The sequence below is a fragment of the Nocardioides sp. P5_E3 genome (assembly GCF_054049275.1).
The window spans coordinates 15943-41202 of record NZ_JBFUMR010000015.1; the positions used below are offsets into that span (position 1 = coordinate 15943).

At 73.7% G+C, this 25260-nt stretch carries 30 protein-coding genes; 14 read left to right on the forward strand and 16 right to left on the reverse strand.

The window, feature by feature from the left end:
• Positions 1-61: 61 nt before the first annotated feature.
• Complete coding sequence (locus tag ACXJKB_RS11275; RefSeq protein WP_457188555.1) at positions 62-280, reverse strand: VOC family protein; 219 nt, start codon at positions 278-280, stop codon at positions 62-64.
• 100 nt (positions 281-380) lie between these two features.
• Between ACXJKB_RS11275 and ACXJKB_RS11280 the strand changes: the two genes are divergently transcribed.
• Entirely contained in the window at positions 381-1430 is a 1050-nt protein-coding gene (locus ACXJKB_RS11280) for an aldose epimerase family protein (protein ID WP_457188333.1), read from the forward strand.
• 71 nt (positions 1431-1501) lie between these two features.
• Positions 1502-2524, forward strand: a complete 1023-nt coding sequence (locus ACXJKB_RS11285; protein WP_457188335.1) for an NADPH:quinone reductase — start codon at positions 1502-1504, stop codon at positions 2522-2524.
• On the opposite strand, the gene ACXJKB_RS11290 is transcribed toward ACXJKB_RS11285, so the two are convergent.
• Positions 2511-3674, reverse strand: coding sequence for an MFS transporter (locus ACXJKB_RS11290; RefSeq protein WP_457188337.1), 1164 nt, complete (start codon positions 3672-3674; stop codon positions 2511-2513). The two genes, ACXJKB_RS11285 and ACXJKB_RS11290, sit on opposite strands and share 14 nt — an antisense overlap.
• A 38-nt stretch (positions 3675-3712) precedes the next feature.
• Between ACXJKB_RS11290 and ACXJKB_RS11295 the strand changes: the two genes are divergently transcribed.
• Positions 3713-4279 carry a TetR/AcrR family transcriptional regulator gene (locus tag ACXJKB_RS11295; RefSeq protein WP_457188339.1) on the forward strand — a complete coding sequence of 189 codons (567 nt, stop codon included), beginning with the start codon at positions 3713-3715 and terminating at the stop codon, positions 4277-4279.
• Positions 4280-4285: 6 nt separating this feature from the next.
• Here ACXJKB_RS11295 and ppk2 read toward each other — a convergent pair whose 3' ends face one another.
• Positions 4286-5092, reverse strand: coding sequence for a polyphosphate kinase 2 (gene ppk2 / locus ACXJKB_RS11300; protein WP_457188341.1), 807 nt, complete (start codon positions 5090-5092; stop codon positions 4286-4288).
• Between the two features lie 54 nt (positions 5093-5146).
• Entirely contained in the window at positions 5147-5590 is a 444-nt protein-coding gene (locus tag ACXJKB_RS11305) for an SRPBCC family protein (protein WP_457188343.1), read from the reverse strand.
• Positions 5591-5690: 100 nt separating this feature from the next.
• Here ACXJKB_RS11305 and ACXJKB_RS11310 point away from each other — a divergent pair, with 100 nt between their 5' ends.
• Positions 5691-6188: a nucleoside deaminase gene (locus ACXJKB_RS11310; protein WP_457188345.1), complete on the forward strand. Its 498-nt coding sequence runs from the start codon at positions 5691-5693 to the stop codon at positions 6186-6188.
• An 8-nt stretch (positions 6189-6196) separates the two neighbouring features.
• Here ACXJKB_RS11310 and ACXJKB_RS11315 read toward each other — a convergent pair whose 3' ends face one another.
• Positions 6197-6991: an SDR family NAD(P)-dependent oxidoreductase gene (locus ACXJKB_RS11315; protein WP_457188347.1), complete on the reverse strand. Its 795-nt coding sequence runs from the start codon at positions 6989-6991 to the stop codon at positions 6197-6199.
• A gap of 45 nt (positions 6992-7036) precedes the next feature.
• On the opposite strand from ACXJKB_RS11315, the gene ACXJKB_RS11320 reads away from it, so the two are divergent.
• Genes ACXJKB_RS11320 through ACXJKB_RS11335 form a run of 4 tightly spaced genes read left to right on the forward strand, consistent with a single transcriptional unit; the run spans position 7037 to position 10304 of the window.
• Positions 7037-8650 (forward strand): amidohydrolase, encoded by a 1614-nt coding sequence (locus ACXJKB_RS11320; protein WP_457188349.1) that lies wholly within the window; start codon positions 7037-7039, stop codon positions 8648-8650.
• Between the two features lie 10 nt (positions 8651-8660).
• On the forward strand, positions 8661-9143 hold the full coding sequence (locus ACXJKB_RS11325; RefSeq protein ID WP_457188351.1) for a PPOX class F420-dependent oxidoreductase: 483 nt from the start codon (positions 8661-8663) through the stop codon (positions 9141-9143).
• A 51-nt stretch (positions 9144-9194) separates the two neighbouring features.
• Complete coding sequence (locus tag ACXJKB_RS11330; RefSeq protein WP_457188353.1) at positions 9195-9785, forward strand: rhomboid family intramembrane serine protease; 591 nt, start codon at positions 9195-9197, stop codon at positions 9783-9785.
• A gap of 51 nt (positions 9786-9836) precedes the next feature.
• Positions 9837-10304, forward strand: a complete 468-nt coding sequence (locus tag ACXJKB_RS11335; protein WP_457188355.1) for a hypothetical protein — start codon at positions 9837-9839, stop codon at positions 10302-10304.
• Between the two features lie 7 nt (positions 10305-10311).
• On the opposite strand, the gene ACXJKB_RS11340 is transcribed toward ACXJKB_RS11335, so the two are convergent.
• The 3 genes from ACXJKB_RS11340 to ACXJKB_RS11350 form a co-directional block, all read right to left on the reverse strand.
• Positions 10312-11745: an FAD-dependent oxidoreductase gene (locus ACXJKB_RS11340; RefSeq protein WP_457188357.1), complete on the reverse strand. Its 1434-nt coding sequence runs from the start codon at positions 11743-11745 to the stop codon at positions 10312-10314.
• The gene (locus tag ACXJKB_RS11345; RefSeq protein ID WP_457188359.1) at positions 11742-11864 is read right to left on the reverse strand and encodes a hypothetical protein; all 123 of its coding nucleotides are present in this window, start codon (positions 11862-11864) and stop codon (positions 11742-11744) included. The genes ACXJKB_RS11340 and ACXJKB_RS11345 overlap by 4 nt, the downstream gene beginning before the upstream one ends.
• A 239-nt stretch (positions 11865-12103) precedes the next feature.
• Positions 12104-12793: an HAD family hydrolase gene (locus ACXJKB_RS11350; protein ID WP_457188361.1), complete on the reverse strand. Its 690-nt coding sequence runs from the start codon at positions 12791-12793 to the stop codon at positions 12104-12106.
• Between the two features lie 122 nt (positions 12794-12915).
• On the opposite strand from ACXJKB_RS11350, the gene ACXJKB_RS11355 reads away from it, so the two are divergent.
• The 3 genes from ACXJKB_RS11355 to ACXJKB_RS11365 all read left to right on the forward strand — a co-directional run bounded on the left by ACXJKB_RS11355 (position 12916) and on the right by ACXJKB_RS11365 (position 15290).
• Complete coding sequence (locus ACXJKB_RS11355; protein WP_457188363.1) at positions 12916-13593, forward strand: hypothetical protein; 678 nt, start codon at positions 12916-12918, stop codon at positions 13591-13593.
• A 63-nt stretch (positions 13594-13656) separates the two neighbouring features.
• Positions 13657-14325: a response regulator transcription factor gene (locus ACXJKB_RS11360; RefSeq protein ID WP_457188365.1), complete on the forward strand. Its 669-nt coding sequence runs from the start codon at positions 13657-13659 to the stop codon at positions 14323-14325.
• Positions 14325-15290: a TIGR03557 family F420-dependent LLM class oxidoreductase gene (locus ACXJKB_RS11365; RefSeq protein WP_457188367.1), complete on the forward strand. Its 966-nt coding sequence runs from the start codon at positions 14325-14327 to the stop codon at positions 15288-15290. Before ACXJKB_RS11360 ends, ACXJKB_RS11365 begins: the two co-directional genes overlap by 1 nt.
• A 13-nt stretch (positions 15291-15303) precedes the next feature.
• Here the strand turns inward: ACXJKB_RS11365 and ACXJKB_RS11370 are convergent, their stop codons facing one another.
• The gene (locus ACXJKB_RS11370) at positions 15304-15765 is read right to left on the reverse strand and encodes a hypothetical protein (RefSeq protein WP_457188368.1); all 462 of its coding nucleotides are present in this window, start codon (positions 15763-15765) and stop codon (positions 15304-15306) included.
• A gap of 176 nt (positions 15766-15941) precedes the next feature.
• On the opposite strand from ACXJKB_RS11370, the gene ACXJKB_RS11375 reads away from it, so the two are divergent.
• Genes ACXJKB_RS11375 through ACXJKB_RS11385 form a run of 3 tightly spaced genes read left to right on the forward strand, consistent with a single transcriptional unit; the run spans position 15942 to position 18273 of the window.
• Positions 15942-17123, forward strand: coding sequence for an alcohol dehydrogenase catalytic domain-containing protein (locus ACXJKB_RS11375; RefSeq protein ID WP_457188370.1), 1182 nt, complete (start codon positions 15942-15944; stop codon positions 17121-17123).
• Entirely contained in the window at positions 17120-18076 is a 957-nt protein-coding gene (locus ACXJKB_RS11380) for an iron-containing redox enzyme family protein (RefSeq protein ID WP_457188372.1), read from the forward strand. Before ACXJKB_RS11375 ends, ACXJKB_RS11380 begins: the two co-directional genes overlap by 4 nt.
• A complete protein-coding gene (locus tag ACXJKB_RS11385) occupies positions 18073-18273 on the forward strand; it encodes a CDGSH iron-sulfur domain-containing protein (RefSeq protein ID WP_457188374.1) in 201 nt (66 codons plus the stop codon). The genes ACXJKB_RS11380 and ACXJKB_RS11385 overlap by 4 nt, the downstream gene beginning before the upstream one ends.
• A gap of 167 nt (positions 18274-18440) precedes the next feature.
• Here the strand turns inward: ACXJKB_RS11385 and ACXJKB_RS11390 are convergent, their stop codons facing one another.
• From ACXJKB_RS11390 to ACXJKB_RS11420, 7 genes are read right to left on the reverse strand one after another with little or no spacing between them, the layout of a single operon-like run.
• Positions 18441-19058, reverse strand: coding sequence for a methyltransferase (locus ACXJKB_RS11390; protein WP_457188376.1), 618 nt, complete (start codon positions 19056-19058; stop codon positions 18441-18443).
• Positions 19055-20644 (reverse strand): phytoene desaturase family protein, encoded by a 1590-nt coding sequence (locus ACXJKB_RS11395; RefSeq protein WP_457188378.1) that lies wholly within the window; start codon positions 20642-20644, stop codon positions 19055-19057. The genes ACXJKB_RS11390 and ACXJKB_RS11395 overlap by 4 nt, the downstream gene beginning before the upstream one ends.
• Positions 20641-21078: an SRPBCC family protein gene (locus tag ACXJKB_RS11400; RefSeq protein WP_457188380.1), complete on the reverse strand. Its 438-nt coding sequence runs from the start codon at positions 21076-21078 to the stop codon at positions 20641-20643. The genes ACXJKB_RS11395 and ACXJKB_RS11400 overlap by 4 nt, the downstream gene beginning before the upstream one ends.
• A complete protein-coding gene (locus ACXJKB_RS11405; protein ID WP_457188382.1) occupies positions 21075-21932 on the reverse strand; it encodes a glycosyltransferase family 2 protein in 858 nt (285 codons plus the stop codon). Before ACXJKB_RS11405 ends, ACXJKB_RS11400 begins: the two co-directional genes overlap by 4 nt.
• Positions 21929-22975 (reverse strand): hypothetical protein, encoded by a 1047-nt coding sequence (locus tag ACXJKB_RS11410; protein WP_457188384.1) that lies wholly within the window; start codon positions 22973-22975, stop codon positions 21929-21931. The genes ACXJKB_RS11405 and ACXJKB_RS11410 overlap by 4 nt, the downstream gene beginning before the upstream one ends.
• The gene (locus ACXJKB_RS11415; protein WP_457188386.1) at positions 22972-24039 is read right to left on the reverse strand and encodes a glycosyltransferase family 4 protein; all 1068 of its coding nucleotides are present in this window, start codon (positions 24037-24039) and stop codon (positions 22972-22974) included. Before ACXJKB_RS11415 ends, ACXJKB_RS11410 begins: the two co-directional genes overlap by 4 nt.
• Positions 24036-25181 carry a glycosyltransferase gene (locus ACXJKB_RS11420; protein WP_457188388.1) on the reverse strand — a complete coding sequence of 382 codons (1146 nt, stop codon included), beginning with the start codon at positions 25179-25181 and terminating at the stop codon, positions 24036-24038. Before ACXJKB_RS11420 ends, ACXJKB_RS11415 begins: the two co-directional genes overlap by 4 nt.
• Between the last annotated feature and the right edge of the window lie 79 nt (positions 25182-25260).

Consider the following 25260-nt stretch of genomic DNA (forward strand, 5'->3'; position numbering starts at 1 on the left):
CGAGGGCGGCTCGAGGGCGCTGATGGTCGCGGGCGGGCGGGCGGGCGGGTGAAGGCGCAGGTCAGCTGACGCAGAACTCGTTGCCCTCCGGGTCGCGCATGACGACGTAGTAGAACTCGTCACCTGGCTCATCGCCCTTCGTTCGCCGATCCACGCTTGCGCCGAGGCTCACGAGCGCGGCGACGCGAGCGTCGACGATCTCGACTCGACTCGCCATGGGCAACGTGTCGTCGCGGCCGGTGGGATACACGTCGAGGTGCAGCCGGGACGCACGATAGATCGGCGTCTCGCGATGCCAGACAGGTCACGTTCCGACTGGGCGCCGACACGGGGGGTCCCAGTGCGAGGTCGCCCGCGCCGCCATGCCGGAGGATGTTCCCGTGAGCCAGAACCCCGCGCAGGACCAGCTCTTCGGTCAGATGGCCGACGGACGCGACGTACGCCGCCTGACGATCGGCGCCGAGCCCGGGCCCGTGGTCGAGGTGCTGACCCTCGGCGCGGCCGTCCACCGGCTCACCGTGGCGTGCGGCGACGGCGAGCGGCGCAACGTCGTGCTCGGACATCCGGACGTCGCGGAGCGGCTCGCGAGCGGGGACTACATCGGCGGAGTCATCGGGCGCTACGCCAACCGCATCGCCGGCGGCCGCTTCACGCTCGACGGTCGGGACGTCGAGGTGCGCACCCACGACCGGGGCAACAGCCTGCACGGCGGGCCCGAGGGGTTCGACGTACGACTGTGGGACGTCGAGTCGCACGACGCCGATGAGCTGGTGCTGTCGCTGGTGAGCCCGGACGGCGATCAGGGGTTCCCGGGCACTGTGAGCGCCAGGGTCCGCTACCAGGTGAAGGGGCAGACCGTCCGGGGCACCCTGGAGGCGACGACCGACGCCGCCACCGTGGTCAACCTGACCAATCACGCCTACTTCAACCTCGACGGTGAGGGCGCCGGGACGATCGACGGCCACGAGCTGCTCGTCGAGGCCGACGACGTCACCCCGATCGACGGGACCGGCATCCCGTCCGGCGGCCACAGCCCGGTCGCCGGCACCCCCTTCGACTTCCGCACGACGAGGCCCATCGGACCGGCGCTGCGCACCGAGCACCCGCAGGTGGTCGACGCCCGCGGCATCGACCACAACTTCGTCGTGCGCGGCAGCGGGCTGCGTCGCGCTGCGAGCCTGCTGTCCACCAGGACGCGCACCTCCGTCGAGCTGTGGACCGACCAGCCGGGCCTGCAGGTCTACACCGGCAACTTCCTCGACGGCACCCGCCGCTCGACCAGCGGGGGCCGCTACCGCCAGGGCGACGGCGTCGCGCTCGAGCCGCAGCTCTTCCCCGACTCGCCCAACCGGCCCGAGTGGCCGTCGGCGACGCTGCGGCCTGGGGAGACGTACGACGCCCACCTCGAGTGGCGCTTCGGCACGACCTGACCCCGGGCGGCATAGTCGGCGGGGTGCGTGCGTTGAGGCACACCACACGTCCCCGACGAAGGAGAAGCGCGATGCGTGCCGTGGTCTACACCGAGACAGGCGACAGCTCGGTCCTCGAGGTGGTCGAGCGCGAGGCGGCCGACCCGGGCCCGGGCGAGGTCCGGGTGCGGATCGTCCGCGCCGGGGTCAACCCGACCGACTGGAAGTTCCGCGCCGGCGGCATGGGCGAGCTCGCCTTCCCCGAGGTCGTGCCCGGCCAGGACGGCTCCGGTGTCGTCGACGCCGTCGGACCCGACGTCGACGGGCTCGCGGTCGGCGACCGGGTCTGGACGATGCTCGCGCAGCACCGGCGCCCCGGCGGCACCGCGCAGGAGCTCGTCGTGCTTCCCGTCGGTCACCTGACCGTGCTGCCCGAGGGGGCGTCGTACGACGTGGGCGCCTCCCTCGGCGTCCCGGCGATCACCGCCCACCGCGCCCTGACCACCTCCGAGGACGGGCCCGAACGGCTCGCCCCGGGCGCCCTGTCCGGTCGGACGGTGCTCGTCGCCGGCGGTGCGGGCGCGGTCGGCAACGCCGCCATCCAGCTCGCGCGGTGGGCCGGCGCGACCGTCATCGCCACCGTCAGCAGCGACGACAAGGCCAGGCTCGCGACCGCCGCCGGTGCGCACCACACGGTGAACTACCGCGAGGGCGACACCGCCGACGCCGTCCGCGACCTGGCGCCCGACGGCGTCGACATCGTCGTCGAGGTGGCACCCGCGCAGAACCTGCAGCTCGACCTGCGCGTCATCAAGCCGCGCGGCACCATCGCGATCTACGCCAACAACGGCGGCGACGAGGTGAGCATCAGCGTGCGGGAGACCTTCTCGACCAACGCCCGCTTCCAGTGGGTGCTGCTCTACACGGTCGGGGAGGCGGCGCTGCGCGCGGCGGCCGACGACATCACGGCCGCGGTCGCCGACGGCGGCTACGGGGTCGGCGACGATCACGGCCTGCCGCTGCACCACTACCCGCTCGAGCGCACCGCCGAGGCCCACGCGTCCGTCGAGGACGGTGCGATCGGCAAGGTGCTGATCGACGTCAGCGACGCCTGACCAGCGCTGCGCCCGCGAGGCAGAGGAGGGCGGCGGTCAGGCAGGCGGTGACGGCACCGGCGACGTCGAGCCACACGTCGAAGGCGACCGCACCGACGGCCTGGCCGACCGCCAGCGCGACGAAGAGGACGGACGTCCCGCGCCCCGCCGCCTCGGGCCACACCTCCCGTGCCCACAGGATCAGCACGCCTGACAGGCACATGTAGCCGGCGCCGAAGCACGCCATGGCGACGTACGACGGCCACGCGAGGCCGAGGCCGACCGCGCTGGCCAGGGCGACGGAGGCGACGGCCACCGCGCCGACGGACCAGGTCCAGGCGCCCGCCAGCCCGCGGTGCTCGACGAGCCGGCCGGTCAGCGGGCCCAGGAGTCCGCCCAGGCCCAGCGCGATCCACAGGAACCCGACGCTGCCCTCGTCGACCGGCCCGGCGCCGGTCGCGACGAGCGGGCCGTAGGACCACAGGAGCGCCGAGCCGGCGCCGACGACCGCCGCCGCGACCGCCGGCGTCGCGAGGGGACGCCAGTCGTACGACGTCCCGGTGCCCGCTCCGGTCCTTTGCGCGCCGCCCGCGGCGCGACCACGCACGAGCAGGAGCACCCCACCCGTGGCGAGGGCGTTGAGCGCCGCCATGGTCCACCAGGCGCCGGCGGTGGACGGGACGGCGAGGGCGAGGGCACCGGCGACGACGACCCCGACCGCCGTCCCGGTGTTGACGAGCGACTGGGCCGTCGCGGCCGCGTGGGGTGGGGTGGCGGCGTCGACGAGGCGCACCAGGGCGGGCGACGCGAGGCCCGCCCCCGTGCCGCCGACGAAGACGAGGACGACGAACCAGCCCGGTGACGCGGTCGTCGCGACCCCGACGCACCCGAGTGCAGCGGTGGTCCCCGCGACCAGGACGGCGGCGCGGGGCCGGCGGTCCGAGACCCGGGCCGCGACTGCCGCGGCCAGCGAGTACGCGACGAACTGGGCCGCGGCCGCCCACCCGACGACCGGTGCCAGCTCGGGGCGCTCGGCGACGAGGCGCGGCGCGAAGAGACCGACCCCGAACCGCGCCATGCCGTACGTCGACGCGATCAGCAGGGTGCCCCCCAGCGCGACAGCGACGCTCCTCGCGGGGGAGCGCTGCTCGACGTCTGTCTCGGTGACCATAACGACCGTTCTACCATAACGAGCGTTATGCTCCAGATGTGGCCAGGACCGAGACCCGTGAGCGCATCCTCGACACCGCCGAGCGGCTCTTCTTCGTCGACGGCATCGGGGTGACCGGCGTCGACCGGGTCGCGGCGGAGGCGGGCGTCGCCATCGCCACGCTCTACCAGCACGTCGGCAGCAAGGACCGGCTGCTCGCGGCGGTGCTGGAGCGCCGGCTCGCGGCCTGGGCGGTCCAGTGGGAGGCATCGATCTCGGCAGCCGGCTCGCCGCGGGACCGGGTGCTCGCACTCTTCGACGCGCTGGTGGAGTTCCGCCGCTCGTCGGGCACGACCCAGTGGTGCTGCTTCCTCGCGACCGCGTCCGAGCGCCCGCGAGACGGGAGGGACGACCCCGTGCTGCGCCTCGTCGAGGCGGACACAACCGCCCTGGTGGAGCGGCTGCGCGAGCTCGTCGACGACGCGCGGATCGCCGATCCGGAGGGGACGGTCGCCCGGCTCCTCGTGGTCTACAACGGAGCGCTCGCCAGCCTCCTGCGCGGCGCGCCGGCCGATCCGCTGACCGAGGCGCGGGTCGTCGCGGACCTGGTCCTGCCGGCGGCCTGACCCGCCTCAGAACACCTGCGGCACGAAGGTCTGCTCGTGGAGCGGCGGGCGGACGTAGGGGATGTCGCGCACCTCGGGCAGCTCGACGCGCGGCGGCGCCACGTCCTCGTAGTCGAACTGCGAGAGCAGGTGGGTGATGCAGTTGAGCCTCGCCGCGCGCTTGTCGTCGGACGGGACGACGTACCAGGGCGCCTGCTTGATGTCGGTGTACTGGAAGGTGGTGTCCTTCGCCATCGAGTAGCGGACGTAGAGCTCACGCTCGGCGAGGTCCATGTCGGACAGCTTCCACCGCTTGAGCGGCTCGTCGTTGCGGGCCTCGAAGCGGCGCCGCTGCTCCTCGGCGCTCACGGAGAACCAGTACTTCAGGACCACGATCCCCGAGCGCACCAGCATCCGCTCGAACTCCGGGCAGCTGCGCAGGAACTCCTGGTGCTCGTCCTCGGTGCAGAAGCCCATCACCCACTCGACGTTCGAGCGGTTGTACCAGCTGCGGTCGAGCAGGACCATCTCCCCGCCGGCAGGCAGGTGCTCGACGTAGCGCTGGAAGTACCACTGGGTGCGCTCGCGGTCGGTCGGCCTCGGCAGCGCTGCGATCCGCACCGTGCGCGGGCTGGTGCGCTCGGTGATCCGCTTGATCACGCCGCCCTTGCCGGCCGAGCCGCGGCCCTCGAAGACAACGAGGACCTTGAGCCCCTGCGACTGGATCCAGTACTGCAGCAGCACCAGCTGCTCCTGCAGCCGCTCCATCTCGGTGTCGTACGCCTTGCCCCGCAGGCGCCCCGCGGAGTTGTAGCGCTCGTCGTCCCCGGCCATCGCCCCTCCGCTCGTCGTCCGGCGTGGTGGCACCGAGACTACGGTGCCGGGAGGTCAGGCGGCGAGACGGTTGAGCACGGTCGTCATGTCGTCCTCGGTGTCGCTGCCGATCTTCTCGAAGACGATCTTCATGACCGGGTCGGCGACCTTGGCCGCGCCCTTGAGCTCGATGACGGCCTCGTAGGTGATCCGGCTGCCCGGCCCGTCGGGGCTCGGCACGACCGTGATCGTGTCCACGGAGCGCGCGGTGTCGTTGTGGCCGACCAGCACGATCGTGTCGTCGGTCAGCTCCTGGAGCGTGTAGGTCAGCTCGGTCGTCACGCCGGCGATCTTCGAGACGTTGTGCCACGAGGAGCCCACCTGGACCGGGCCGGAGTCCTGCCGCGTGCACGACTCGGTGCCGGGGTCCCACTGCTCGGCGTTGCTGAAGTCCTTGAGGTAGTCGATGACGACTGCGGGTTGCGGGTGGACGTCGAAGGTGCGGCTGACGGTGGTCATGCCTTCGACAGTAGGCAGACCGTCGCGGACCGCAGACCGCCCGAAGGGGTGCGCGCTGCACCCTTGTCCGCGCCGGCCCGGATCGGGTCAGATGGGGCCCATGCCACGCGACCTGCCGGACCTGCCCGGAGCGGCCGACCACCTCGAGCTCTGCCTGCGCCTCGCCGAGGAGGCGCTCGGGGACGGCGACGGCGCGTTCGGCTCGGTGCTGGTCGACTCCTCGGGCGCGGTCCTGCGCACCGGGCGCAACCGCGAGGTGTCCGGCTCGGACCCGACCGCGCACCCCGAGCTCGAGCTCGCCCAGTGGGCCGCCGCCCACGTGCCCGAGGAGCAGCGCGGCGGCTGCGTCGTCTACACCTCGGGCGAGCACTGCCCGATGTGCGCCGCCGGCCACGCCTGGGTCGGGCTCGGGCCGATCGTGTACGCCGCCTCGTCCGCGCAGCTCTCGCAGTGGCGGGCCGGGTGGGGTCTGCCCGCCTCGCCGGTCGCAGCGCTGCCGATCACCGACGTCGCCCCGGGCGTGCCCGTCCACGGACCCGTGTCGCCGTACGACGACCGCGTCCGGGACCTGCACCGGCGCGGGCTCGACGGCGGCTGAGGCCGTCCTCAGGGCAGGATGGCGTCGACGTACCCGCCGTCGACCCGCAGCGCACCGCCCGTGGTGGCGGAGGCGAGCGGCGAGCTGAGGTAGGTCACCATCGCGGCGATCTCGTGGGGCTCGATGAGCCGCTGGAGGAGCGACTGCGGGCGGTGCTTCGTCATGAACTCGCGCTGCGCCTCGTCCCACGGCAGGTCGTCGCCGACCAGGCTGCGCACGAAGTCCTCGACACCACCGGTGTGGGTCGGACCGGCGATGACGGAGTTCACGGTCACGCCCGTCCCCGCGGCCTCCTTCGCGAAGCCGCGCGAGACGGCCAGCAGGGCCGTCTTGGACATGCCGTAGTGGATCATCTCGACCGGCGTCACGACCGCCGAGTCGCTGGCGATGTAGAGGATCCGGCCCCAGCCCCGCCGCGCCATCTCCGGCAGGTGGTGGCGGGTCAGCCGCACGCTCGCGAGGACGTTGACCTCGAAGAACCGCCGCCACTCCTCGTCCGTGATCTCCAGCGCCGGCCGGCTCTCGAAGATGCCGAGGTTGTTGACCAGCGCGTCGACCTCCGGCATCGCGTCGACCGCCGCGGCGAAGCCGTCGTCGGTGGCCACGTCGGCCACGACGGGTACGACGTCCGCGCCGGGGACCGCCGCCCGGAGCTCGTCGACCGCCCGGCCGACCGACTCCTCGGACCGCCCGTTGACGCCCACGCGGGCACCCGCGGACGCGAGGCCTTCGGCGATCGCCAGGCCGATGCCCTGGGTGGATCCGGTGACGAGCGCGCTCCTGCCGGCGAGGTCGATCTGCATGCGACCGACCGTAGCGCGGGCCGGAGGCCTGCCACGATGGGCGCCATGCCGGACACCGTCTTCACGGACGCACGCGTCTTCAACGGCTTCCGCCACCTCGGCGACGTCGGCGACGTGCTCGTGCGCGACGGCCGCGTCGTGGCGGTCGGCGGCTCGCTGCGCACGCCCGGCGCCGAGGTCGTCGACTGCGGCGGGGCGCTGCTCCTGCCGGGCTTCACCGACGCGCACGTCCACCCGGTGCAGGGCGGTCTCGAACGGCTGACGTGCGACCTCAGCGGCCTGCCGATCGACCGCGCCGCCTACCTCGCGCACGTGGCGTCGTACGCCGCCTCCCGGCCCGACCTCGACTGGGTGCAGGGCGGCGGCTGGGCGATGGCGGCCTTCCCCGGTGGCCTCCCGACCGCGGCGGAGCTCGACTCCGTCGTCGCCGACCGCCCGGCCGCGCTGGTCAACCGCGACCACCACGGGATGTGGGTCAACAGCCGCGCGCTCGAGGTCGCCGGCATCACCCGCGACACCCCCGACCCGGCCGACGGCCGCGTCGAGCGCGACGACTCGGGCGAGCCGACCGGCATGCTGCACGAAGGGGCGATGGGCCTGGCGCTCGCGGTGCTCCCGACGGCGACGCCGGACGAGCTCTACACCGGGCTGCTCGAGGGCCAGCGCCACCTGCTGTCGCTGGGGATCACCGGCTGGCAGGACGCGATCGTCGGTGCGTACGCCGGCATGCAGGACACCGGACCGACCTACCTGCGCGCCGCCCGCTCGGGCGACCTCGTCGCCTCGGTGGTGGGGGCGCTGTGGTGGGAGCGCGAGCGCGGGCTGGAGCAGGTCGCCGAGCTGGTGGAGAAGCGGACGGCGTACTCCCACGGGCGGTTCGCCGCGACCTCGGTCAAGATCATGCAGGACGGGGTCGCGGAGAACGGGACCGCGGCCCTCGTCGAGCCCTACCTCGACCGGTGCGGGCACGCGACGACCAACACCGGTCTCTCCTTCGTCGACCCGGGCGCGCTGCGCGGCATCGTCGGCGCCCTCGACGAGGCCGGCTTCCAGGTGCACGTCCACGGCCTCGGTGACCGCGGCGTCCGCGAGGCGCTCGACGCGCTCGAGGGCACCGAGCCGCTGCACCGCCACCAGGTCGCGCACCTCCAGCTGGTGCACCCGGCCGACGTGCCGCGGTTCGCCGAGCTGCAGGTCGCGGCCAACGTCCAGGCGCTCTGGGCCTGCTACGACGACCAGATGGTCGACCTCACCATCCCGTTCCTCGGCGAGGAGCGGGCGGCGCGGCAGTACCCCTTCGGCGACCTCCACCGCGCCGGCGCCCGCCTCGTCGCCGGCAGCGACTGGCCGGTCAGCACCCCGAACCCGCTCGAGGCGGTCCACGTCGCCGTCCACCGGATGGCCTACGGGGAACCCGGGCGTGCCGGGAGCGAGCCGTTCCTCCCCGACCAGGCCCTGTCCCTCGAGGTCGCCCTCGCGGCGTACACCTCCGGCTCGGCCTGGGTGTGCCACCGTGACGACGCCGGGATGGTCAAGCCCGGCGCGGTCGCGGACCTCGTCCTCCTCGACCGCGACCCCTTCGACGCCCCCGACGAGATCGGCGCCGCCCGGGTCGAGCGCGTCTGGATCGGGGGAGAGGTCGTCGCGGGCAGTCGCTAACCTCAAAGCCATGGCTCCGAACATCGCGACGAACACCGAGGTCGGGCTCGACGAGCTGCTCGAGTTCGTACGCCCGCGCCACCGCATGCTGCTCATCACCGAGCGCGCCGACGGCAGCCCGCAGGCGTCGCCGGTCAGCGGCGGCGTCGACGCCGGCGGACACATCGTCGTCGCCACCTACCCGCAGCGCGCGAAGACGAAGAACGCGCGGCACCGGCCGGGCGTCTCCGTCRTCGTCCTCTCCGACGAGTGGGACGACGCGTGGGTGCAGGTCGACGGCACGTGCGAGGTGCTCGACGCGAGCGAGGGGGAGGAGGCGCTCGACGCGTTCGTCGACTACTTCCGCTCCATCGCCGGCGAGCACTCCGACTGGGAGGAGTACCGGCAGGCGATGGTCGACCAGGGCAAGTCCCTGCTCCGGATCACGCCGACCCGCTGGGGCACCGTCTCCACCGGCGGCTTCCCGCCCGAGGTCGCCGCCCGCCGGTCCTGAACGCCGCCGAGACAGGGCGCCCGTTTCGCGCCGGATGTCACGATGAGGGGCATGCAGACCACCGCCCGTGAGCCCGCCTGGAAGGGTGCCGCGCTCGTCACCGGTGGGTTCGTCGTGCTGCTGTGGCTGCTCGAGATCTTCGACGCCGCGACGGGCAACCCGCTCGACGCGTACGGCATCCAGCCCCGCAGCGAGGACGGCCTGGTCGGGGTGGCGCTCGCGCCGACCCTGCACTTCGGCTTCGACCACCTGGTCAGCAACACCGTCCCGGTGCTGGTGCTCGGCTTCCTCACCCTCGCGACCGGGCTGGCCCGCGGGCTCGCCGCCACCGCGATCATCTGGGTCGTCGGCGGGCTCGGCGTCTGGCTCTTCGCGCAGCCGGGCAGCACCCACGCCGGCGCCTCGGTGCTGATCTTCGGGTGGATCGTCTACCTGATCGTCCGCGGCCTCCTCAACCGTCGCACCGTCGAGATCTTCATCGGGGTCGCGGTCTTCCTGCTCTACAGCGGCGCGCTGCTCGGTGTCCTGCCCGGCCAGCCGGGCGTCTCGTGGCAGGGCCACCTCTTCGGGGCCATCGGCGGGTTCATCGCCGCACGGGTGCTGACCACCCGCCAGCGGAGTGAGTCGAGCATCACGTACTGATCGGTAACGAACCCCGGACGGGTCCGTCGTCCGGCTCCTAGCCTGCCCGCCATGCGCGCTCCCGCCCTCCGCCCCCTCGCCCCCGCCGCACTCCTGGTCGTCCTGCTCGTCCCCGCCCTCACCGCCTGTGGCGGGGGTGCCGACGCCACCACCGAGGCGTCCGAGACGGCCTCGCGGGCCGAGGGCGAGGCGCTCGCCGACTGGCAGTCAGCGCTCGAGGACGAGCTCGGCACCGGCACCTTCGACTTCGCCGCCCTGCGGCAGACCGCGACCGCCGACTGCGTCCGCACCGACGCCGGCGACTGGACCGTCGAGCTGGCGCTCAGCGGCGACCTGTCCACCTCGAGCCTCACCCGCATCGGTCTCGAGCACGCCTGCGCCGACGTGGTCCCGGCCTTCGACGAGGCCGTGGCCACCGTCGAGGAGGCGGCCGACCCCCTCGACCTGGTCTGCGGCCCCGACGTCGAGCTCTCCGCCGAGGCAGCCCTCTCCGCCGACCTGGTCTGCGCCAACCGCTAGGACGACCTCACTCGGCGGCGCTCGGGCGCTTGAGGAGCGGCCGGGTCGCGGGACCCTCGAGCACCTCGCCGTCGGGCGAGAAGCGGGAGCCGTGCAGCGGGCAGTCCCACGTCTCCTCGGCGTCGTTCCACTTCAGCAGACCGCCGAGGTGGGTGCAGACGCCGACGATGCCGCACTGGTTGGCCTGGGCCGGTCCGGCGTTGCCGGGCAGCCGCTCGCGAGCGGTGCGCACGGCCCCGGTGACGACAGCGGCGCCGACGCCGAGGTTGATCCGGGCGATCTCGGCGGCGTTGGAGGCCGACGGCGACCGGCCGCTGAGGGTCTGCGCCCACCACGGCAGGTCGCCGAGGATGTCGGAGGAGATCGCGCGGGCGGCCACGACCGCGTTGGTCATACCCCACTTCTCGTAGCCGGTGGCGACGTGGATCCGGTCGCCGCCCCGCCGCAGCGGTCCGACGTACGGCACACCGTCGGGGCTGCTGTAGTCCTGGGCCGACCAGTGGTGCGTCTCGGTGGTGGCGGGGTACCACTTCGCCGCCCACCCCCGGAGCCGCTCGAGGTGCACGAGGTGGGAGTCCGTACGACCGACCACGTGGCCGGCGCCGCCCACGACGAGCGTGCCGCCGGGGGCATCGCGCACCGACCGGGCGTCGGACCCGGCCGAGAGGTACATCCCCTCCATCGGCCCGGCGCCGTCGAGGGCCAGCACGTAGGAGCGTTGCGGCTCGAGCCGGGCGAAGTGCAGCCCGCGGTCGAGGATCGGGGTGCCGGTGGCGAGCACGAGGTGGTCGGTGGTCAGCGTCTCGCCGCCCTCGAGGCGGACGGTCGGCCGCCCGCCCTTCGAGACCGATCGCACGCGCTGGCCCTGGTGCAGGGTGCCGCCGTGGGCGCGCAGCTGCTCGGCGAGCGCCGCGAGGACGTCCATGGCGTCGAGCTGGGCCTGGTCGGCGAGGGTCGTCGCGGCCACGTGGGGGAAGGGCACGTCGAGGGTGTCGCGCCACTCGACGGCCAGGCCGAGCGCGGCGGCGGCCCGGTGCTCCTTCTCGACCGACGAGCGCTCCTGCTCGTCGGCGGCGTACGTCACCGCGGTGCGGCGCTGGTAGGGGACGGCGTGGTCGTCGCAGAACCGCAGCAGCCACTCCATGCCCTCGCGGTTGGCGTCGACGTAGGCCGCCGCGACCTCCTCGGACCGGTGGCTGCGGATGCGGGACAGGTGCGTGCCCTGGAGCAGCGAGACCTTGCCGGTGGTGCGGCCGGTGGTGACCGCGCCGACCTGGCGGGCCTCGACGCACGCGACCCGCAGCCCGGCGCGGGCGAGCAGGAGGCTGGTGGTCAGGCCGGTCAGCCCGGCACCCACGACGAGGGCGTCCAGGGCATCCCCGGAGCCGGGCAGCGGGTCGTCGGCGATCGGCGACGCCCGGTCGAGCCAGAGCGAGGTCACGACTCGTCCTCCTCGGCGTCGTCGTCGGTGGGACTCTCCTCGGCGTTCACCGGGTCGGTGTCGAGGTGGGTCTGCGGGTCGGTCCAGGGCTCCTGCGACCGGTCGTCGGACGGACTCATCTCTTCCTCCTGGGGGGGGTGCGGGGACGTCTCAGGTCGCGGTTCCCGTACCCCGTCGGCCGGCTCTCAGTCGGGGGGCGTATGCACTCCACCCCTGAGGGGTACACCTCAGTCGCGCCGGGGTTGTCCCGCCACGACCCCGGCGACCAACGCGAGACCCGCCGGTCTTGACCTCCCGTACGCCGTGCGAGGTGACTCCGGCGGGTTTCGTACGTGCCCACCACGTGTCCCGCGGCTGATCAGGTCGTCGAGCCACCCGGCAGCGTCAGCGCTCGGCCCTCGAGGTGGTCGAGCAGGTCGCGCGGGCCGTCGTAGACCCGCGACGCGCCTGAGGAGCTGAGCCGCTCGGCACTGACGCCGCCGCTGCGCAGCCCGAGGCACGGCACCCCGGCGGCCTCGGCGGACAGCACGTCCCAGACGGCGTCGCCGATGACGATCGCCTGGCCGCCACCGGCCCGTTCGATCGCGAGCTCGACCATGTCTGGCGCGGGCTTGGTCGCGGCGTCGTCGGATCCGGTCACGACCGCCGTCAGGTGGTGGCGTACGCCGACGAGCTCGAGCAGGTCGTCGACGAGGTCGGCCTCCGACGAGCTGGCCAGCACGAGCCGGTGCCCGTGGCCTGCGAGCGCCTCCACCAGGTCGGCGGCCCCGTCGAGGGCGCACACCGTGCGGAGGTACGAGCGGAAGTAGTCGTCGTGCAACCTGCGGACGTCCTCGCCCACGGCTGCCTCGGCCGGGTCCCCGGCGACCTGGGCGACCACCCGGTCGCCACCCATCCCGATCGTCTCGTGGATGCGTGCTGCGCTCACGTGCAGGCCGACGTCGTGGAACGCCGCGTGCCAGGCGACGACGTGCTGGTAGACCGAGTCGACGAGCGTGCCGTCCAGGTCGAGGACCACGATGGGAAGGTGTCGGTTCTCCGCGCTCACGGCCGCGTCGTACCCCGCGGGACGGGGCACCATGCGTCACCGCCCGCGCGGGTGTGGTGTGGTCTTTGCCGTCGGAGGAGCATCAAGGGCTCAGGCAACACCGATGTGTCGAGGGGATCGTCATGGAGCTGCTGCCGCAGAGTCGGGAGGCGTTGGACGAGTACGTGACGGCGTCCATCGATGACATGGAAGGCCTGCTGCGGGTGATCGAGGGCTGGGCCGTGCGCTCGGTGCCGGACTGCGTCGCGCTCAGTGTCACCCTGCTCGACGAGGACCTGACCTTCACCCTGGTCGACCGGGACGCGACCAGCGTGCCTGCGCAGGACGAGGTCCCGGCGTACGAGACCCGCGAGGCCGGCCCCGGTCCGCCACCGGGCGAGGCCCATCCCCTCGACGAGCTGGACTGGGCCGACATGGCCCGCGAGCGGGCGTTCGGCTCCATCGCCAGCACCGTGTGCCTGCCGGTCGTCGAGCAGGGACGCGCGGTGCTCAACATCGACCTCTACGCCTCCACGGCCCACGCGTTCAGCGACCGGATCGAGGGCCTCGTCGAGGCGCTGGGCGCATGGCAGGCGGGCGCGGTCACCAACGCAGACCTCGGGTTCGAGACCCTCCGCCGCGCGCAGCACGCACCCGCCAAGCTCCGCGAGCAGCGCCTCATCGACGTGGCCGTGGGCCTCGTCGCGGCGCGGATGGCGGTCACCACCGACATGGCGGCAGTGATGCTGAGTGAGGCCGCCGAGCGTGCCGGCGTCTCCGAGTCCGACGCGGCCTGCGTGGCCCGGGTGCTGCTGGCCTAGGAATGGCCCAGGACTTCACCTTCCGGGGCGCATGCGCCCCGCCCATCGGGGTACTGAACGCCCATGCAACGACCTATTGCCCCCGTCACCCGCCACGTCAAGGTGGCGATCATGGAGGAGAGCGAGCTCGTCGTCCACGGCCTCCGCGCCATGCTCGAGCCCCACTCCGCGCTGATCACCGTGGTGGCACACCGGGCCGACGGTCCGGCTCCCCTGTGCGACCTCACGCTCTACGAACCCCACCGCCGCACCGCCGGCGTACGCCCCGCCCCGCAGCGCTTCCCGACCCGCATGGTCGCCTTCGGCTGGGACTGCAGCCCCGAGGCGGTCTCCACCGAGATGTCGCGCGGAGCTGCCGGCTTCGTCAGCAAGTGGCTGCCGGCCCGGCGCCTCGTGTGGAACCTGCTCCAGGTCGCCGACGGCCGCGTCGTCGTCGACGCGTGGACCGGCCAGGCCGAGGCGGAGAAGGCGGCGGCCGAGAAGTGGCCGCTGACCCAGCGCGAGACCGAGGTGCTCTCGATGATCGCGGCCGGCAAGGCCAACCGCGACATCGCCGAGGAGACCAACCTGAGCATCAACTCGGTGAAGTCCTACATCCGTGGCGCCTACTCCAAGATCGAGGTGACCTCGCGCTCGCAGGCCGTGCTCTGGGCCATCCAGCACGGGCTGCTGATGTCCCACGAACCGGAGCAGCAGACCCGTCCCCGCGTGAGCGCCTACGCCGGGCGCTGATGACCCGCTTCGGCTACTTCCTCTCCTGCGAGGAGTACACCCCCGACGAGCTGCTCGAGCAGGCGCGGCTCGCCGAGCGGGCGGGGTTCGACAGCCTGTGGATCAGCGACCACTTCCACCCGTGGAACAACGCCCAGGGGCAGTCGCCGTTCGTGTGGTCGATGATCGGGGCGGTTGCGCAGGTGTGCGACCTCCCGGTCACCACCGCCGTCACCTGCCCGACGGTGCGCACCCACCCGGCGATCGTCGCGCAGGCGGCGGCCACGTCCGCCGTGCTGCTCGGCGAGGGCCGCTTCACCCTCGGCGTGGGCACCGGTGAGGCGCTCAACGAGCACGTCCTCGGCGACGTGTGGCCCCACGCCGAGCTGCGGCTCGAGATGCTCGAGGAGGCCGTGGAGGTGATCCGCGCGCTGTGGACGGGCGAGGTGGTGTCCCGAGAGGGGCGGCACTACACCGTCGACACGGCCCGCATCTACACGCTGCCCGACCAGCCGCCGCCGATCTACATGAGCGCCTTCGGCCCGAAGGCGCTCGACGTGGCGGGCCGCATCGCCGACGGCTTCATTACCACCCAGCCCGACGCCGAGGCGGTGCAGACGTTCCGTGCCGCCAGGGGCGCCGACGCCCCGACGCAGGCGGGCTTCAAGGTCGCGTGGGGTCCCACCCGCGACGAGGCGATCGACGCGGCGTACGAGCTGTGGCCGAACTCCGGTGTCCCGGGCGAGCTCAGCCAGGTGCTGCCCAGCCCGCAGCACTTCGAGCAGGCCAGCGAGCTGGTCACGCGCGAGGCGTTCGCCGAGAAGGGCGCCTTCGGGCCCGACGTCGCCGAGCACGTGGAGGCCTACGCGCCGTTCGTCGACGCCGGCTTCGACGAGGTGTACGTCGCCAACATGGGACCGCACTACGCCGACCTGATCGCGGCCTACGGGTCCGACGTGCTCCCGCAGCTGCGCGGCTCGCGCTAGCTCCTCGCCGCCCTCAGTCGTCGTACTCGGGGTCGCCCTCGACGTCCGCCGGCTTCGCCTCGTGGCCCTCGCGCCCGCGGGTGCGTCGCAGCTCCTTCATCTCCGCCTCGAAGACGTGGCGCTGCCCGTCCATCAGCTCGTCGAGGGCGCGCTGGTGCAGGGCCTTCGCGCGGTCGTAGAAGCCGTCGTCGAAGGCCTCGACCATCTGGAAGGACCACATCCCCGGCAGCGGGTTCTGGCCGAGCACGTCGCGGTCCATCGCGTCGGCGATGTCGTCATGGCCGGCCTCGCGCACGAGCTCCTCGGCCTCCTCGAACGTCGACTCGGCGCTGCCCATGAGGCGGTGGAAGGCGTAGAGGTGGCCACGCGCGTCCTCGACGTGGTCGAGGGCCGCAGAGAGCTTGCCAACCGCCTCGACGGTCGCGTCGGTGACCCCGTCGGGCCGGCGGTGCTCGGGGGAGGGCTGGTCGTCCATGCTCCGAGGTTCACAGACGGCGAGGGGAGGCACCACCTGCCAACGGGCGGGTCGTCCGCGGCCGGGCCGCGGTCAGGCCCGGGGGACGCATGGACGGCGCCGTCCGGGGGCACTGGCTGTCCACGCATTCCCACCGAATCAGAGGCAGTACGACCGACCGAGGAGGTCACCGCTCGATGAAGGCAGTCACGTGGCAGGGCAAGCAGGACATGCAGGTCGAGGAGGTCCCGGACCCGGTCATCGAGGAACGCACGGACGTCGTCATCGAGGTGACGTCGACCGGGCTGTGCGGGTCCGACCTGCACCTCTACGACCCGCTGGCCCCGTTCATGACGACGGGCGACATCGTCGGGCACGAGCCGATGGGCATCGTGCGCGAGGTCGGGTCCGCAGTCACGACCCTGGTCGCCGGCGACCGCGTGGTGGTGCCGTTCAACATCAGCTGCGGCACCTGCTGGATGTGCACGCGCGGCCTCCACAGCCAGTGCGAGACCACCCAGAACCGCGACACCGGCACCGGCGCGAGCCTGCTCGGCTACAGCAAGCTCTACGGGCAGGTGCCCGGTGGGCAGGCCGAGCTGCTGCGGGTGCAGTTCGGCGACACGCTGCCGATCAAGGTGCCGCACGGCCCGGTGGACGACCGCTTCCTGTTCCTCTCGGACGTGCTGCCCACTGCGTGGCAGGCCGTCGAGTACGCCGACGTCGAGGACGGCGGCACGCTCCTGGTCGTCGGCTCCGGCCCGATCGGAGACATGGCGGCCCGGATCGCCCTGCACCGCGGCCTGCGGGTCATCGTCGTCGACTCCGTGCGTGAGCGGCTCGCCCGCGTGCACGGCCGCGGCGCCGAGACGATCGACTTCACCGAGGTCGACGGGGTGGGCGACGCCGTCCGCCAGCTCACCGACGGCCGCGGCGCCGACGGCGTGATCGACGCCGTCGGGATGGAGGCGCACGGCTCGCCGGTCGCCGAGACCGCGCAGAAGGCGCTCGGCCTGCTCCCCAAGAAGGTGCAGGAGAAGGTGATGCTCAACTTCGGCGTCGACCGCCTCGCCGCCCTCATGAGCTGCATCGACAGCGTCCGCCGCGGCGGCACCATCAGCATCTCCGGCGTGTACGGCGCCCCCACCGACCCGCTGCCCATGTTCCAGCTGTTCGACAAGCAGGTGCAGGTGCGGATGGGCCAGGCCAACGTCCGCCGCTGGAGCGACGACATCCTCTCGCTGCTCGAGCAGGAGGAGGACGTGCTGGGCGTCGAGTCGTTCGCCACGCACCACCTGCCGCTCGACGACGCCCCCGAGGCCTACCGCAAGTTCCGCGACAAGGAGGACGGCATGGTGAAGGTGGTGTTCCAGCCGTGAGACTGCCCAAGCCGCGCGGCGGGCTGAGCGAGTGGCTCGTCGCCCGGCTCGCCGACCCGGAGCTCAGCGGGTCGGCACCCGGGGCGGACTCGTGGGACGACGAGTCGATCTCGCTCTGGACGCTGCACGAGCTGTCGTTCCGCGGCTTCGAGGACGCCGACGACCGCGCCGAGTGGGACCCCGACCTGCTCGGCGTACGCCGTGACCTCGAGACCGCCCTCGAGGACCGGCTGCGCGCGCGGTGGACGGAGGCCGGCGTCGACGCGACGCCGGCCMCCGCCGACGTACCCACCGCCCTCGAGGACCTCGTCGCCGCGGACGACGGGCCGTCGCTGGCCGACTTCGTGCGCCGGCGCGCCGACCGCGACCAGGTGCTCGAGCTGCTGCGGCAGCGCTCGGTCTACCACCTCAAGGAGTCCGACCCGTCGGCCTTCGTCGTGCCGCGGCTGCCCGTGCGGGCCAAGGCCGCGCTGATGGCGCTGCAGTTCGACGAGTACGGCGACGGCGACCCCAACCGGCTGCACTCCCACCTCTTTGCGCGCGGACTCGAGGCCGTCGGGCTGCGGGCGGAGTACGGCGCCTACGTCGACGACGCCGTCCCGGAGAACCTCGAGATGAACAACGCCGGCTCCCTCTTCGGCCTGCACCGCCGGCTGCGCGGCGCGGCGATGGGGCACCTCGCGGCGTTCGAGATGACCAGCTCGCTGCCCTCGCGCAAGATGGTGCAGGGGCTCGACCGGCTCGGGCTCGAGGGCCCGATGTCCGACTACTACGACGAGCACGTCGAGGCCGACGCGATCCACGAGCACCTCGCCGCGCGCGACATCTGCGGCACCCTCGCGGACGACGAGCCCGACCAGGCGGCCGAGATCCTCTTCGGCGCCTTCACCTGCCTCGACGTCGAGGCACGCTTCGCGACCGCGATGCTCGGGGCGTGGGAGGACCAGCGGTGAGCGACCGCGACTTCGACCACCCCGACGTCGTGCTCGTGCCGCACGGCCCGATGCTGCTCCGCGGCGCCGAGTCCGTGCAGGACCTCGAGGGCACCGTCCACGCGGTCGACCGCCCCGTCGTCGCCCTCTGCCGCTGCGAGAAGTCGAGCCGCCTGCCCTGGTGCGACGGGACCCACAAGGTCATCCCGCGCAGCTGAACTCCCGCCGCTGAGCGGTGCGTGAGCCACATTCCTACGGCGGGAAATGTGGCTGGGACACCGCCCGCGGGCGTGTCGTACGACGGCGGGCTCGGGGCGGTGCGTGAGCCACATTCCTGAGCGCTCGAGTGTGGCTGGGACACCGCCCGCGGGCGTGTCGTACGACCTCAGGCCCGGTCGATGCGGGCGAGCACCCCGCGCACCTGTTGGCGCACCTCGACCATCGCGAGCCGGCCCTCGGCGAAGCAGGGTTCGCGGCGCAGAGCCTCGGTCTGGGCGCGGGTGCCGAGCTGGAGCACGGCCGAGCCGCCGGGGGAGAGGTGGTCGTCGATGACCGCGAGGCAGGCGCGGGCGACGTCGAGGCCGTCGTCGCCACCGTCGATGGCGGTGAGCGGGTCCTCGGGGTAGCGCGACGTCTGCTCGCGCGGCACCCAGGGCGGGTCGGCGATGATCACCGGGAACGTCTCCTCGGGCGCAAGCGCCTCCTCCAGCCGCCCCTCGCGCACCTCGACCCGCTCGGCCATCCCGGCGGCGGTCGCGTTGGCACGGGCGTAGTCGCACGCCACGGGGTTCGCGTCGACGCAGAGCAGCCGGCGGCCGGAGGCGGCGACCGCGAGCAGGCCGATGTGCCCGGCACCGGCGCACAGCTCGAGGACCGTCCCGCCGGGCGCGGTGGTCATCAGGTCGGCGGCCCAGTCCGACTGGGCGGCGGTCCACTCGCGCGGCCGCAGGACGCGGTCGTCGTACGCGATCGTGAGGGTGCCGAAGGCGAGGTGCTCGGTCATCTGCGGATCCTTCGGTGCCAGAGGGCGGCGCGGGCAGCGTTGGCGCCGGCCGCGCCGTGGACGCCGCCGCCGGGGTGCGCGGAGGCGGAGGCGAGGTAGAGCCCCGGCAGGCCGGTCGACGCGCGGCCGCGCATCGCCGGGACGGGCCGGAAGACCAGCTCCTGGTGCAGCTGCGACGTGCCGCCGTTCACGGCGCCGCCGACCAGGTTGGCGTTGCGGGCCTCGAGCTCGTGGGGCCCGAGCACGCGGCGCTCGAGGACCAGGTCGCCGAACCCGGGCGCGCGCGCCTCGATCCGCGCCTGCATGCGGTCGGCGAAGCGTTGCGTGTCGTCGTGGCCCCACGCGCCGGTGACCTCGTCAGCGGCGTCGCGGCGGGTCTCCGTGGGCTGCGGGACGTGCGTGTAGGCCCAGAACGACTCGGTGCCGGCGGGCGACCGGGTGGGGTCGCTCGACGTCATCTGGCCGGTCAGCAGGAACGGCCGGTCCGGCACCACGCCCGACGACACCTGCGCCAGGGTCTGGGTCATCTCCTCGACGGAGTCCGCGATGTGCACCGTGCCCGGCGCGCGATCTGGCCGGTTGGTCCACGGGACGGGGCCGGAGAGCGCCCAGTCCACCTTGACGGTGCCGGGGTCGAGCTCGAAGTCGCGCATCCCGCGCACGACGCGCGCGGGCAGGTGCTCCTCGGCGACCAGCCGGCCGAAGAGGTGGGTGGCCGACACGTCGGCGAGCACGGCGCGGGTGGCGTACGACTGCCCGTCACGGGTGCGTACGCCGGCCACGCGGCCGTCGCGGACGTCGACGGCCGTCACCTCGGCGTCGGTCACCAGCTCCGCGCCGAGGGAGGTGCAGCGGGCGACGAGGGCGTCGGTGAGCTGCTGGGCGCCGCCCCGGGGGACGGGGAAGCCGACCGTCTGGCCGAGCATCGTCATCAGCACGCCGAAGACCCCCGAGCCGGGCGAGGAGAGCGGGAAGTCGGCGTGGCCGGCGTTGCCGTTGAGCAGCAGCTGGGCGGCGGGGCCGGCGAAGAGCTCGCGGCCGAGCGAGGCGACCGGGGTCGCCAGCCGCCGGACGGTGTCGAGGCCGCCGGTCCGGGCCAGCGCCGGCACCAGCCGGGCTCCCGCGCGCACCGGCGGGAAGGGCGAGGTGAGCCCGTCGACGAGCGCCGGGCCGATGCGGTCCCAGGTGCGGCACAGCTCGAGCCAGGTGTCGCCGTCGCCCGCGTGGAGCTTGTCGAGACCGGCGGCCGTGTCGTGGCGGTCGCGGTGCAGGACCGCCCACTGCCCGTCGCCGAAGGGGTGGCCGAGCACGGCCGGGGCATGCTCCCACGTCAGCCCGTGCTCCTCCAGCCGCAGGCCGGTCATCGCGCGCGAGGCCACGGCCAGCGGGTAGAACGCGCTGAACGTGTCGTGGACGAAGTCGGGGTGCACCTCGCGGTCACTGCGGACCGCGCCGCCCGGCGTGGCCTGCGCCTCGAGCACCAGCACCCGCCAACCKGCGTCGACCAACAGGTTGGCGGCGACCAGCCCGTTGGGGCCGGCGCCGACCACGACGGCGTCGTACGTGCCCGGCGAGCCGGCGCTCACTGCGTCCGGCCCTCCACCACGAAGGCCAGACGTCGCAGGGTCTCGATGTTGCGCCAGTGCAGCTGCACGTCGCGCAGCGGCTTCGGCACCAGGAGCCCGGGACCGGCCGTCGCGTCCTCGACGATCGTCACGACCGTGGCGTCGCCGTCGGGTTGCAGCGAGATGTCGACGTGGGCCTGACCGGCGGGCCAGCCGCGGGCGAGCAGCAGGACCCGCTTGCCCTCCTCGACCTCGACGACCTCCGTGGTGTCGTCGATCAGCAGCGGCCAGGTGCCGACGCTGTGGTGCAGCTTCGAGCCGACGGCGGGCCATGACTCGTCGACGTCGCGCATCCGGGACGCACCGACGACGAAGAGGGGGTAGAGCCATCCGTCGGCCAGCACCTCCCACACCTGCTCGGGCGTGGCGGACACGGATCGGGTCGTCGTGCTCATGGTGTCGTCTCCTTCGTGCTGCTCGGCGGTGTCTCCCGGGTCCAGTGCCCATCCTCGCGGCGCACCAGTCCCCGACGCTCGAACTCCTCCAGCCAGCCCGTCATCGGCCACTCGCCCCACCGCTCGTGGAAGAGCCGGCCGTTGCGCAAGATGTCGTCGAGGTGCTCGACCGGAGGGCTGCTGACCGGGTGGTGCTGGTGGTAGGCGCGGGCGCCGCCGACCCAGCCGAGGCCGATGCCGCGGGCGATCGCCGTACGACCCAGGTCGGTGTCCTCGCCGCCGTAGCCGGTGTAGTCCTCGCAGAAGCCGCCGAGGCGCTCCCACGTGCGCGGGTCGACGGCGAAGGACAGCGACCAGAAGAGGTCGGGGTCGTCGGACTCCAGCAGCTCGCCGGGCGCAGGGTTCGGTCGCGCCGGGTGCGGGTCGTCCCAGTCCGCGAGGTCGGCCGGGTCGTCGGGGTAGCCGCCCGGGGGGCGGGGCGGGAGGTAGGTCACCGGGCCTGACCAGATGCGCTCCGGTCGCGCCGCGACCACGTCGGCGTACGACGCCACGAGGCCGGCCCCGGCCACGCAGTCGACGTCGAGGAGCACGACCGCGTCGGCTCCGGCGTCGATCGCGGTGCGGACGCCGAGGTTGCGGGCGGCGGCCAGCGGCAGGCCGCCCGCGGGTCCGCGACCGACGGCGACGACCTCGCGGGTGAGTCCGTCGACCTGCTCCTCGACGATGGCGGGGTCGTCCATCGCGACGGCGAGGTAGTGGTCGGGCCGGACGGTGCCGCGGGCGAGCGAGCGGTGCTGCGCGGCGAGGTGCTCGTGCCGGCCGTGGGCGATCGTGACGACGGCGACGCGGGTCATCGGGCGGTCCGGTCGACGAGGCGCGCGCGGGTCTCCAGGACCACCCCGGCGAACCGGTCGGCGGCCCGGCCGTCGCACCACTCCGCCCAGCGGCGGGGGTCGAGAGCGGCCGCCCGGTCGAGCACGCCGGCCCACTCGCCGGCGGCGGGCCAGGCGGGCCGGACGACGGCCGGCCAGCCGTCGGCCAGCACGGTGCCGGTGGTCTGCTGCTCGTCGTGGGGTCGACGCTGCGGCAGGACGACCGCGGGTCGGCGGGCCGCGGCCGTCTCGGCGAGCGCGTTCTGCMCGGCGTGGGTGACCACCACGTCCGCGCCGGCGAGCACCGCCGACGGGTCGGCGACCCAGCTGCTGCGGTCGGCGCCGAGCACGTGCCAGCGCCAGTCGGGGGTGGCCGCCTGCGCGAGGCGTACGTCGTCGGCGGTGACGTCGTGACCACCCGAACCCAGCAGCAGGGCGACCGTACGACCGGCCGCCCCGGCCGCATGCTCCGGCTCCGTGCGCACCGGGTGGCGGGACAGCGCCCCCACCGGCACGAGCCGCTCGCGCAGGTCGTTGGGCAGCCCGGGCGTCATGTCGCGCGCCGCGCGCGGCCAGAAGCCGACCAGCGCCTCGGCGACTCCGAAGCCCAGGAGGTGGGCGCGGTCGTCGCGCCGTCCGGGGAGGACCACGCCGACTGCGGGGATCCCGTGGAGGCGGGCGAGGAGCAGCACCTCGACGGAGACGTCGACGACGATCAGGTCGGGGCGGGCGGTCTCCAGCCACGCGCTGAGGGTGGCGGCCCGGGAGCGGGTGCCGTCGTGCAGGAGGGGAGCCCAGTGCAGGTGGCCGTGCGCGGAGACGTCGCGGGGGTCGCCGTCGTCGTCGCGGGGCAGCCGCACCCAGTCCCCGTCCCAGCCGTCGGGCCGCGGCAGGGACGACAGCCCGGTCACGGCGACGCCGTCGCGCCGCAGCCGGGTGGCGAGCACCTGGGCACGGTGGCAGTGCCCGCTGCCGACGTGGTGCACGTAGTAGCCGACGACCCCTGTGGCGCCGTCGCGGGTCACGCCGCGTCGTCCTGGCGGGTGAGCTCGGCGTAGATGTCGAGGTAGCTCTCGACCATCGCGTCGGCGCTGCACGTCGACTCCGCGTAGGCGCGCACGCCGTCCCGGTCGAGCCGTGCCGCGGCCACGACGCCCTCGGCGAGGGCCGCTGTGTCACCGGGCGCGGCGAGCACGCCGCCCTGCGGCGACACGACCTGGCTGAGGCCACCGCGGGCGAAGGTCGCGACGGGGGTGCCGCTGGCCATGGCCTCGGCGGCGACGAGGCCGTAGGGCTCGTCCCACATGGGCGTCACCACCGCCACCGACGCCTGCCGCAGCAGGGCGGACAGGTCGCGCTGCGCGAGGTGCCCGGCGTAGTGGGCGTCGTCGCCCAGCAGCGGCGCCACCTCACGGTCGAAGTAGGTCTGGTCCTGCACGGGCCCGGCCAGCACGAGCGGCACGCCCGCGATCCGGCAGGCCTCGATCGCGAGGTGGGGCGCCTTCTCCGGAACGATCCGGCCCGACCACACGGCCGGGCCGCCGCCGGGTCCGGCCGGCCAGTCGCGCAGGTCGAGCCCGTTGAGCACGACCTCGCTGTCGACCGCGTGGCGCCACGACCTGGCCGTCCACTCGCTCACCGCCACGAAGCGCGGCGGGCGCGAGCACAGCGCCAGCGCCGACTCGATCATCGGCAGCGGCGGCGTGTGGAGGGTGGTGACCATCGGGACGTCGACCGCCGGAGCCATCGCGATCGGCAGGTGGTGGAGGCTGTTGTTGTGCACGATGTCGTACTCCTCGGCGCCGGTGCGCGCGAGGGAGAGCATCAGGGCGAGGTAGGCGTGGTGCTCGGCCAGCCACCCCGGTCCGGGCGCGAACCTGTCGGCCATCGCGACGGAGCTGACCTGCACCGTCGACAGGGGCAACAGGCGCACCGGGAGCGACGTGTCCGACCCGGGACCGGCGAAGAGCGTGACGTCGTGGCCCCGCTCGGCCAGGCCGCGCGCGGTCGTCCAGGTCATCGACTCGAGGCCACCGGCGAAGGGTTCGCGGATGGGGAAGCGGCTGGAGGCGATGAGGCAGATCCTCACCGTCGACCACCCACGACCGCGTCGTACACCCGGGCGTGGGTGGCGGCGACCTGTGCCCGCTGGAGCCGTCGTGCGTCCACGTCGATCGGGGCGGGTGCGTGGCTGGCGTGGACCTCACGCACGGCCGCCACGAGGCTGGCCGCGTCGAAGTGGTCCTCGTCGTGCTCGTAGGTCAGCACCGGTCCCTGGTCGGCGTAGTAGCCGCACGAGGGGGCGATGACGGCGGCCCCGAGGTCGCGGCAGGCCTCGAGCCAGCCGCTGTGGGTGCCGAAGCGGTAGGGCAGCACCGACACGTCGAGGTCGGCCAGGTAGGCCCACAGCGCGTCGTCGTCGAGGAAGTCGTGGATGCGCAGGTCGACCTCGCCGCGGGCGGCGTGGTGCTGGAGCGCCTCGGCCAGCTCGGCGTCGTACCTCGGGCCGTCGGGGAGCAGCACGTCACGGTGCCCGTTGACCTGCAGCACCGCGCCCGGCAGGTCGCGGACCGCGTCGACGAGCACGGGGAGCAGCGGGTGGGGGTGCATGCCGGCGCGCAGGCTCTTCACGTGCAGGCCGATGCGGAGCTCGCGGTCGCGCGGCCCACGTCCTCGCATCCCGCGACTGGCGGCGGCGCGGCGCATCACGTCGAGGGGTACGACGTGGGGGTGCGGCACCACGACCGCCTCACGGCCCCACCGGGCGCGGATCTCGGCGGYGGCGCCCTGCGTGAGCGTGATCAGCGCGTCGGCGGCCGGCACCAGCACGTCGAGGTGGCGGTCGTGCGCCTCGCGGTCGAGGTGGTGGGGGTTGCGCAGGTCGTGGACGGTGAAGACCAGCGGCTTGCCACGCCGGCGGAGCGCGGCGACCAGCTCCTCGAGGTCCGCGGGGCTGCGGGCGTCGAAGCCGAAGTGGAGGTGGAAGACGTCGAAGTCGTGGTCCTCGACCCAGGCGGCGTCGAGCATCACCGGGGGCCACCACTGCTGCGTGGTGGCCGCGCCCGGAGGCGTGGGGTCGGGCAGGCGCACCGGACCCGAGCCGTCCTCGGGCGCGAGGTGACGGACGTACACGTGGTTGGCAGGCACCGAGGCGATGACGAGGCGCCCGGCACGCGGACGCGGCACGGACGACGCCGTGCGCGCCCCCGTGGTCATGTCGGAGGTGGTCACGCGCAGAAGTACCCGCAGGGTTGGGGCTCATGCGCACGGGCGTGCCCCGGAGGGCGGACCACCTCCCTTGGGAGGAGCC

Bases quoted from the DNA above. Each gene is read 5' to 3' on its own strand.
- ACXJKB_RS11365 (WP_457188367.1), top strand. From the start codon at position 14,325: ATGACCCGCTTCGGCTACTTCCTCTCCTGCGAGGAGTACACCCCCGAC.
- ACXJKB_RS11355 (WP_457188363.1), top strand. From the start codon at position 12,916: ATGGAGCTGCTGCCGCAGAGTCGGGAGGCGTTGGACGAGTACGTGACG.
- ACXJKB_RS11285 (WP_457188335.1), top strand. From the start codon at position 1,502: ATGCGTGCCGTGGTCTACACCGAGACAGGCGACAGCTCGGTCCTCGAG.
- ACXJKB_RS11330 (WP_457188353.1), top strand. From the start codon at position 9,195: ATGCAGACCACCGCCCGTGAGCCCGCCTGGAAGGGTGCCGCGCTCGTC.
- ACXJKB_RS11345 (WP_457188359.1), bottom strand. From the start codon at position 11,864: ATGAGTCCGTCCGACGACCGGTCGCAGGAGCCCTGGACCGACCCGCAG.
- ACXJKB_RS11400 (WP_457188380.1), bottom strand. From the start codon at position 21,078: ATGAGCACGACGACCCGATCCGTGTCCGCCACGCCCGAGCAGGTGTGG.
- ACXJKB_RS11305 (WP_457188343.1), bottom strand. From the start codon at position 5,590: ATGACCACCGTCAGCCGCACCTTCGACGTCCACCCGCAACCCGCAGTC.
- ACXJKB_RS11320 (WP_457188349.1), top strand. From the start codon at position 7,037: ATGCCGGACACCGTCTTCACGGACGCACGCGTCTTCAACGGCTTCCGC.
- ACXJKB_RS11375 (WP_457188370.1), top strand. From the start codon at position 15,942: ATGAAGGCAGTCACGTGGCAGGGCAAGCAGGACATGCAGGTCGAGGAG.
- ACXJKB_RS11360 (WP_457188365.1), top strand. From the start codon at position 13,657: ATGCAACGACCTATTGCCCCCGTCACCCGCCACGTCAAGGTGGCGATC.
- ACXJKB_RS11335 (WP_457188355.1), top strand. From the start codon at position 9,837: ATGCGCGCTCCCGCCCTCCGCCCCCTCGCCCCCGCCGCACTCCTGGTC.
- ACXJKB_RS11390 (WP_457188376.1), bottom strand. From the start codon at position 19,058: ATGACCGAGCACCTCGCCTTCGGCACCCTCACGATCGCGTACGACGAC.
- ACXJKB_RS11405 (WP_457188382.1), bottom strand. From the start codon at position 21,932: ATGACCCGCGTCGCCGTCGTCACGATCGCCCACGGCCGGCACGAGCAC.
- ppk2 (WP_457188341.1), bottom strand. From the start codon at position 5,092: ATGGCCGGGGACGACGAGCGCTACAACTCCGCGGGGCGCCTGCGGGGC.
- ACXJKB_RS11310 (WP_457188345.1), top strand. From the start codon at position 5,691: ATGCCACGCGACCTGCCGGACCTGCCCGGAGCGGCCGACCACCTCGAG.
- ACXJKB_RS11370 (WP_457188368.1), bottom strand. From the start codon at position 15,765: ATGGACGACCAGCCCTCCCCCGAGCACCGCCGGCCCGACGGGGTCACC.
- ACXJKB_RS11290 (WP_457188337.1), bottom strand. From the start codon at position 3,674: ATGGTCACCGAGACAGACGTCGAGCAGCGCTCCCCCGCGAGGAGCGTC.
- ACXJKB_RS11315 (WP_457188347.1), bottom strand. From the start codon at position 6,991: ATGCAGATCGACCTCGCCGGCAGGAGCGCGCTCGTCACCGGATCCACC.